6 protein-coding genes and 1 tRNA gene are annotated in these 5,983 nt (G+C 72.0%); 6 read left to right on the top strand and 1 reads right to left on the bottom strand.

The window, feature by feature from the left end; genetic code table 11:
- Together AC2W7G_RS07880 and AC2W7G_RS07875 are read left to right on the top strand one after the other, a co-directional pair.
- Window positions 1–277, top strand: a 277-nt coding sequence (locus AC2W7G_RS07880) for a DUF445 family protein (protein ID WP_485867941.1), incomplete at its 5' end; no start/stop codon positions are given.
- 439 nt (window positions 278–716) lie between these two features.
- A tRNA-Leu gene (locus AC2W7G_RS07875) sits at window positions 717–801 on the top strand.
- Window positions 802–865: 64 nt separating this feature from the next.
- On the opposite strand, the gene AC2W7G_RS07870 is transcribed toward AC2W7G_RS07875, so the two are convergent.
- On the bottom strand, window positions 866–1,534 hold the full coding sequence (locus AC2W7G_RS07870; protein WP_485867940.1) for a TetR/AcrR family transcriptional regulator: 669 nt from the start codon (window positions 1,532–1,534) through the stop codon (window positions 866–868).
- 105 nt (window positions 1,535–1,639) lie between these two features.
- Here AC2W7G_RS07870 and AC2W7G_RS07865 point away from each other — a divergent pair, with 105 nt between their 5' ends.
- From AC2W7G_RS07865 to AC2W7G_RS07850, 4 genes are all read left to right on the top strand, one after another.
- A complete protein-coding gene (locus AC2W7G_RS07865; protein WP_485867942.1) occupies window positions 1,640–3,064 on the top strand; it encodes a flavin monoamine oxidase family protein in 1,425 nt (474 codons plus the stop codon).
- 2 nt (window positions 3,065–3,066) lie between these two features.
- Entirely contained in the window at window positions 3,067–4,005 is a 939-nt protein-coding gene (locus AC2W7G_RS07860) for a universal stress protein (RefSeq protein ID WP_485867939.1), read from the top strand.
- Complete coding sequence (locus AC2W7G_RS07855; protein WP_485867938.1) at window positions 4,002–5,525, top strand: APC family permease; 1,524 nt, start codon at window positions 4,002–4,004, stop codon at window positions 5,523–5,525. Before AC2W7G_RS07860 ends, AC2W7G_RS07855 begins: the two co-directional genes overlap by 4 nt.
- Before the next feature lie 153 nt (window positions 5,526–5,678).
- Window positions 5,679–5,983: hypothetical protein (locus tag AC2W7G_RS07850; protein ID WP_485867937.1), on the top strand; the 305-nt coding region annotated here is incomplete at its 3' end.

Raw genomic sequence — 5,983 nt, 5'->3', positions numbered from 1 at the left:
CGAGCTGACCGCGCTGGGCAAGCGGCTCACCGACGAGCCCGCCCTGGCCGCCCGCGCCGACGGCCTGCTCGCGGACGCCGCCGCGTACGTGGTGGACCGCTACGGGCACGAGCTGGCCTCGGTCATCTCGGCCACGGTCGACCGGTGGGACGGGCAGGAGACCGCCGAGCGCATCGAGCTGCACGTCGGCCGCGACCTGCAGTTCATCCGCATCAACGGCACCGTCGTGGGCGGGCTGGTCGGCCTGCTCATCCACGCCGTCGCCCAGACCTGGTGATGCACACCTGTGGACGAGCCTGTGGGCATCCCGTGCACAACCCACCGGTCCCTGTGGGCGGGACGGCCCTGCCTGTGGGTGCAGGGGCGGACGCGGTCGATCCGTCCCACCGATCGGTCGAAAACCTTGCGCGGCGCGCGCCGCAGGCCCTAGAAAGGACCCACGCCCCGGCTCGCCGGGGCGCGTAGGCATCGAGCACGACGACTCCCCAGCGCCACGGTTTTGCCCCCGGAAGCGCGCCGCCGGTGATGCGGACGGTCGGGATCGGCGGACCTCGGTGCCGGAGCCGGACGAGAGACATCACGCTCGTCCGTGACGGGGCCCCGAGAGCTCATACCTCCCGGGGGCCCCTCCGCGTTCCGGGGGACCCGGGTTTGGGTGCCCGGGAGACGGTTTGGTAGTCTTCGAGAGTTGTCACAGCGGGTTCGCAAGAGCCCGGGTCCGGGTGGCGGAATAGGTAGACGCGCTAGCTTGAGGTGCTAGTGCCCGTATAGGGCATGGGGGTTCAAGTCCCCCCTCGGACACAGCAGGAACGACGAGAGCGGGTCCCCAGAGACTGGGGGCCCGCTCTCGTTCGTCCGCCGGGCGTCAGGGGCGTGACGCCAGCAGCCCGGCGATCATGGCGCGCAGCCCGACGGCGAAGGCGGCGTCGGCGTTGCGCTCGCCGGTGGCGCGCTGCGCCGCGAGCGCGTCCTCGAACTGCGGCACGCTTCCCGCGTGCTCGCCGGGGTCGAAGATGTCGGCCGGGGCGGTGGCGTCGAGCGCGGACCCGAAGACGAACGACTCGAGCGCCACGATCGCGGGGACGACGGCTTCGCGCGGCCAGCCCGCCCGCACGAAGCCGCCCGTCACCGCCTCGTACATCTCGAGCAGGCGCCGGGAGCTGGAGACCGGCAGCACGGCGATGAGCGGGATGAGCGGCGCGTGCTCGGCGAAGACGTCCCGGTACGTGCGCGCCCAGCGCTCGAGCGCCTCGTCGAGCGGACGGGTCGCGAACAGCGAGTGGTCGACCCCCTCCATGACGATCTCCTGGACGAGCTGCAGCAGCTCGTGCTTGGAGCTCACGTGGTTGTAGAGCGCCGAGGGCGCGACGCCGAGCGAGGTCGCCACGGCCGACATGGTCAGGCTGGCGTACCCGCGCTCGGACACGATCTCCAGCGCCGAGCGGGCGATCACCCGGCGGTCGAGCAGGCCGGAGGACGGCCGTCCGGCCCGGCGGCGGCGCGGGCTCGACGGACGCGGTGCGGTCTGGCTCAAGGACGACTCCTCCCGGGGGTGCGCGACGGCGATCGACGCGTGGGCTAGTATCGCACCCGCAGTCAAATGAATCTGATTCATTTAAACCCTCCGGAAGTGAGCATCATGCGATTCCTCGAACGTGACGTCGTCGTCGTCGGAGCCGGTCCGTCCGGCCTCACCGCCGCCCACGAGCTGCGCAAGGCCGGCAGGACGGTGGCGGTCCTGGAGGCCCGCGACCGCGTCGGCGGCCGGACGTGGACCGAGCAGATGGGCGGCGCGACCATCGAGATCGGCGGCCAGTGGATCTCGCCGGACCAGACCGCCCTGTACTCGCTCGTCGACGAGCTGGGCCTGGAGACGTTCGAGCGCTACCGCGACGGCGCGTCCGTGTACGTCGCCGCCGACGGCACCCGCACGCTCTTCACCGGCGAGGACTTCCCGCTGGCGGAGACGACGGTCGCGCAGATGCGGTCGCTCGTCGCGGCGATCGACGAGGTCGTCGCCGAGATCGACCCGGACGCGCCGTGGGCCCACCCGCGTGCCGCGGAGCTGGACCGGATCTCGTTCCACGACTGGCTGCGCACCCTGTCCTCCGACGAGGCGGCCTGCACCAACGTCGCGCCGTTCATCGCCGGCGGCATGCTGACCAAGCCCGCCTACGCCTTCTCGGCGCTCCAGGCCCTGCTGATGGCCGCGTCCGCGGGCTCGTTCTCGCACCTGGTCGACGAGGACTTCATCCTCGACCGCCGCATCGTCGGCACGATGCAGGGCGTGTCGCTCGCGCTGGCCGACGGTCTGGGCGACGACGTGCTCCTCAACAACCCGGTGCTGCGGCTCGAGTGGTCCGACGAGGGCGTCGTCGCCCACGGCGCGGACGTGACCGTCCGGGCGCGGAAGGCGGTCCTGGCCGTCCCGCCGAACCTGTACTCGCGCATCTCCTACGACCCGCCCATGCCGCGGCGTCAGCACGTGACCCACCAGCACCAGTCGATGGGCCTGGTCATCAAGGTCCACGCCGTCTACGAGACGCCGTTCTGGCGCGAGGAGGGCCTGTCGGGCACCGGCTTCGCCCCCGAGCGCCCGCTGTCGGAGGTCTACGACAACACGTACGTCGGCGAGTCCACCGGCACCCTCGTCGGCTTCATCTCCGACGTGCACGCGGACGCGATGTTCGCGCTGCCCGCCGAGGAGCGCAAGGCCGCCGTGCTGCAGAACCTCGCGGCGTTCCTGGGCGACAAGGCGCTCGACCCGGTCGTCTACTACGAGTCGGACTTCGCGTCGGAGGAGTGGACCCGCGGCGCGTACGCCACCAGCTACGACCTGGGCGGGCTCCACCGGTTCGGCCCCGACCAGCACGACAACGTCGGGCCGATCTACTTCTCGTCGTCGGACCTGGCCGGCGAGGGCTACCAGCACGTCGACGGCGCGGTGCGCATGGGACGCCGCACGGCCGTGCGGATCGTCGCGGCGCTGGACGGCACCGAGCCCGACGCGAGCTTCGACGGCGCGACGTCGCCGTTCGGCGCGCTCAGCCCGAAGGGGGCCTGACCGTGCGCTGGCTCGTCGGGTACACCGCGGACGGCCGGGGCGCCGAGGCCATCGCCCTGGCCTGCGCCCTGGGCGGGCCCTCGGCCCACCTGGACGTGGCCATCGTCCTGCCCGAGCAGACGCCGTTCTCGGCCGTCTACCCGGGCAGCGACCACGGCTACTCCTCGCTGCTGGCCGAGACGGTCGACGCCTGGGCGGAGGAGGCCCTCGCCCTGGTGCCGTCCGGCGTGAGCGCCCGGGTGCTGGCCCGCGCGGTGTCGTCGCCGGCCGAGGGGCTCATCGCCATGGCCGAGGAGACCGGCGCGCAGGCGATCGTCCTGGGCGGACGCAAGCGTCACGTCGCCGGGTTCTTCGCGCCCGGCGCGGTCGCCAGCGCCCTGCTGCACGCCTCGCCGATCCCGGTCGCCATGGGCTCGCCGGAGGCCGTCGCCTCGCTGGACGCGGCGCAGGGACGGCTGGAGCGCTTCACCGTCCTGGTCGGCAACCGGCCCGGCCACAAGGCGGTCGTGCGGTTCGCCGCCGAGTCCGCCGCGGCCAGGGGCTGCCCCTGCGCGTCGTCTCGCTGCTGGCGCAGGACGAGCTGCTCACGGGGTCGGCGTCCCTGCCCGAGCTCGTGGCGGCCGAGCGGGCCCGGGTGGCCGAGCTCGTCGCGACGCTGGGCATCGACGCGGAGGTCACCGTCGCGTCCGGCAGCACCATCGACGACGCCATCGCCGAGCTCACCTGGCTCCCCGGCGAGGTCGCCGTGGTCGCTCGAGCCGCCTGGCGCGCAAGCGTCGCCTGTTCCTCGGGCCCACCGGCCAGCGCATCCTGCGCACCCTGCCGGTCCCGTTGATGGTCGTGCCCAAGAACTACAAGATCGCCTCCCAGTCGTAGCAGCACCCACCCCAGGGCGCCGCCGTCGACGCGTGACGCCCCGGAACGAAGGATCACCGTCATGAGTCGTGCAGACACCACCGTCGCGCCCGCCCCGCCGTCCGAGACCGGCCTGAGCAGCAAGGGGCTCAGCACGGGCACCGTCGGCGTGCTCGGCGCGGTCGTCATCGGCATCTCGTGCATCGCCCCGGCCTACACCCTCACCGCGGCCCTCGGGCCGACCGTGGCCGAGGTCGGCACGCAGCTCCCCGCGGTGTTCATCGCCGGGTTCCTGCCGATGCTGCTCGTCGCGCTGGGGTACCGCGAGCTGAACCGCGCGATGCCCGACTCGGGCACGTCGTTCACCTGGGCCACCCGGGCGTTCGGGCCGTGGATCGGCTGGATGGGCGGCTGGGGCCTGATCGCGGCCACGATCATCGTGCTGTCGAACCTGGCCGCGGTCGCGGTGGACTTCTTCTACCTGATGCTGGCGCAGGTCACGGGGAACGACGGTCTCGCCGACCTCACGAAGAACCTGTGGATCAACATCCCGACGACGCTCGTCTTCATCGCGGTCGCCTGCTGGATCTCCTACCGGGGCATGGAGGCCACCAAGGCGTTCCAGTACGTCCTGGTCTCGTTCCAGGTGGTCGTCCTGACCTGGTTCGCCGTGTCGGCGTTCGTCCACGTGAACAACGGGACGGCCTTCGACGCCACGCCGGTCTCGCTCGACTGGTTCGACGCGACGGCGATCGAGTCGTTCGGCGCCTTCGCCGCCGGCGTCTCGCTGTCGATCTTCATCTTCTGGGGCTGGGACGTCACCCTGACGATGAACGAGGAGACCACGAACCCCGAGAAGGTCCCCGGCCGCGCCGCGACCCTCACCGTCCTGGTCATCATGGCGATCTACATGCTCTGCTCGGTGGCCGTCATCGCGTACGCCGGCGTGGGCACCACGGGTCTCGGCGCGGGGAACCCCGAGAACCAGGAGTCGATGTTCGCCGTCCTGGCCGAGCCCATCATGGGGCCGTTCGCGCTGCTGATGTCGCTGGCGATCCTGTCGTCCTCGGCGGCCTCGCTGCAGTCCACGCTGGTCTCGCCCGCGCGCACCATGCTGGCGATGAGCCACTACAAGGCGCTGCCGTCCGGTCTGGCCCGCATCTCGCCGCGCTTCATGTCTCCCTCGGCGGCCACGCTGACCGCCGGCGCGACGGCGGGCGGGTTCTACGTCATCACCCGGCTGCTGAGCGAGAACGCGCTGTGGGACACGATCACCGCCCTGGGCCTCATGATCTGCTTCTACTACGGCGTCACCGCCCTGGCGTGCGTCTGGTACTTCCGCCGCGAGGCGTTCGCCTCGGTGCGCGACTGCGTGTTCAAGCTCGTGGCGCCGCTGCTCGGCGGGGCGATCCTGCTGGTGATGTTCGTGAGCACCGCCCGTGACTCGATGGACCCGGACTACGGATCGGGCTCGAGCGTCGGGGGAGTGGGCACCGTCTTCATCCTCGGCAGCGGCGTGCTGCTGCTGGGCGTCGTCCTCATGGTCGTGATGCGCGTCCGCCAGCCCGGCTTCTTCCGCGGCGAGACGATCAAGCGCCTGCGCTAGGACGCCGCGCGCGGCCCCGGTCCGCCTCCCGCGGACCGGGGCCGCGTCGTTCCGGACGGTGCTGCGTAGTCCCTCCGGGTGGTTCGCCGACAATCGCCCACGCGCCACCGGCCGACCGTGCCAGGCTGGCGCCGACTCTTCCGGGGAGGTCATGTGGACGCGCTGGACATCACGACGCTGAGGGTGTGCCTCGGCGTCGTCGTGCTCGCCGCGCTCGTCCTGTTCTACGTGGTGACCTACCGGGCCACGCGCGCGGGCTACGCCCGGCTGTGGTGCCTGGCCCTGCTCTGCATCGTGCTCGGCACGCTGCTGCTCCTGCTGGTCGACACCCCGGCGCAGGCGTACGCGCTGCCCCCGTCGAACGCGCTGCTCGTCGGCGGTGCCGTCGCGCTGTACGCGGGCGCCCGGGCCTTCGACGGGACCAGCACGTCCCGTCTCGTGGGCCTGGCGCCTGGTCG

It is taken from the genome of Aeromicrobium sp. PFPM2_SD2 (assembly GCF_057364525.1).
This window is presented reverse-complemented; position numbering and strand designations above follow the sequence as displayed.

Coding starts and splice junctions, on each gene's coding strand:
- AC2W7G_RS07865 (WP_485867942.1), top strand. CDS start 1,640: ATGCGATTCCTCGAACGTGACGTCGTCGTCGTCGGAGCCGGTCCGTCC.
- AC2W7G_RS07855 (WP_485867938.1), top strand. CDS start 4,002: ATGAGTCGTGCAGACACCACCGTCGCGCCCGCCCCGCCGTCCGAGACC.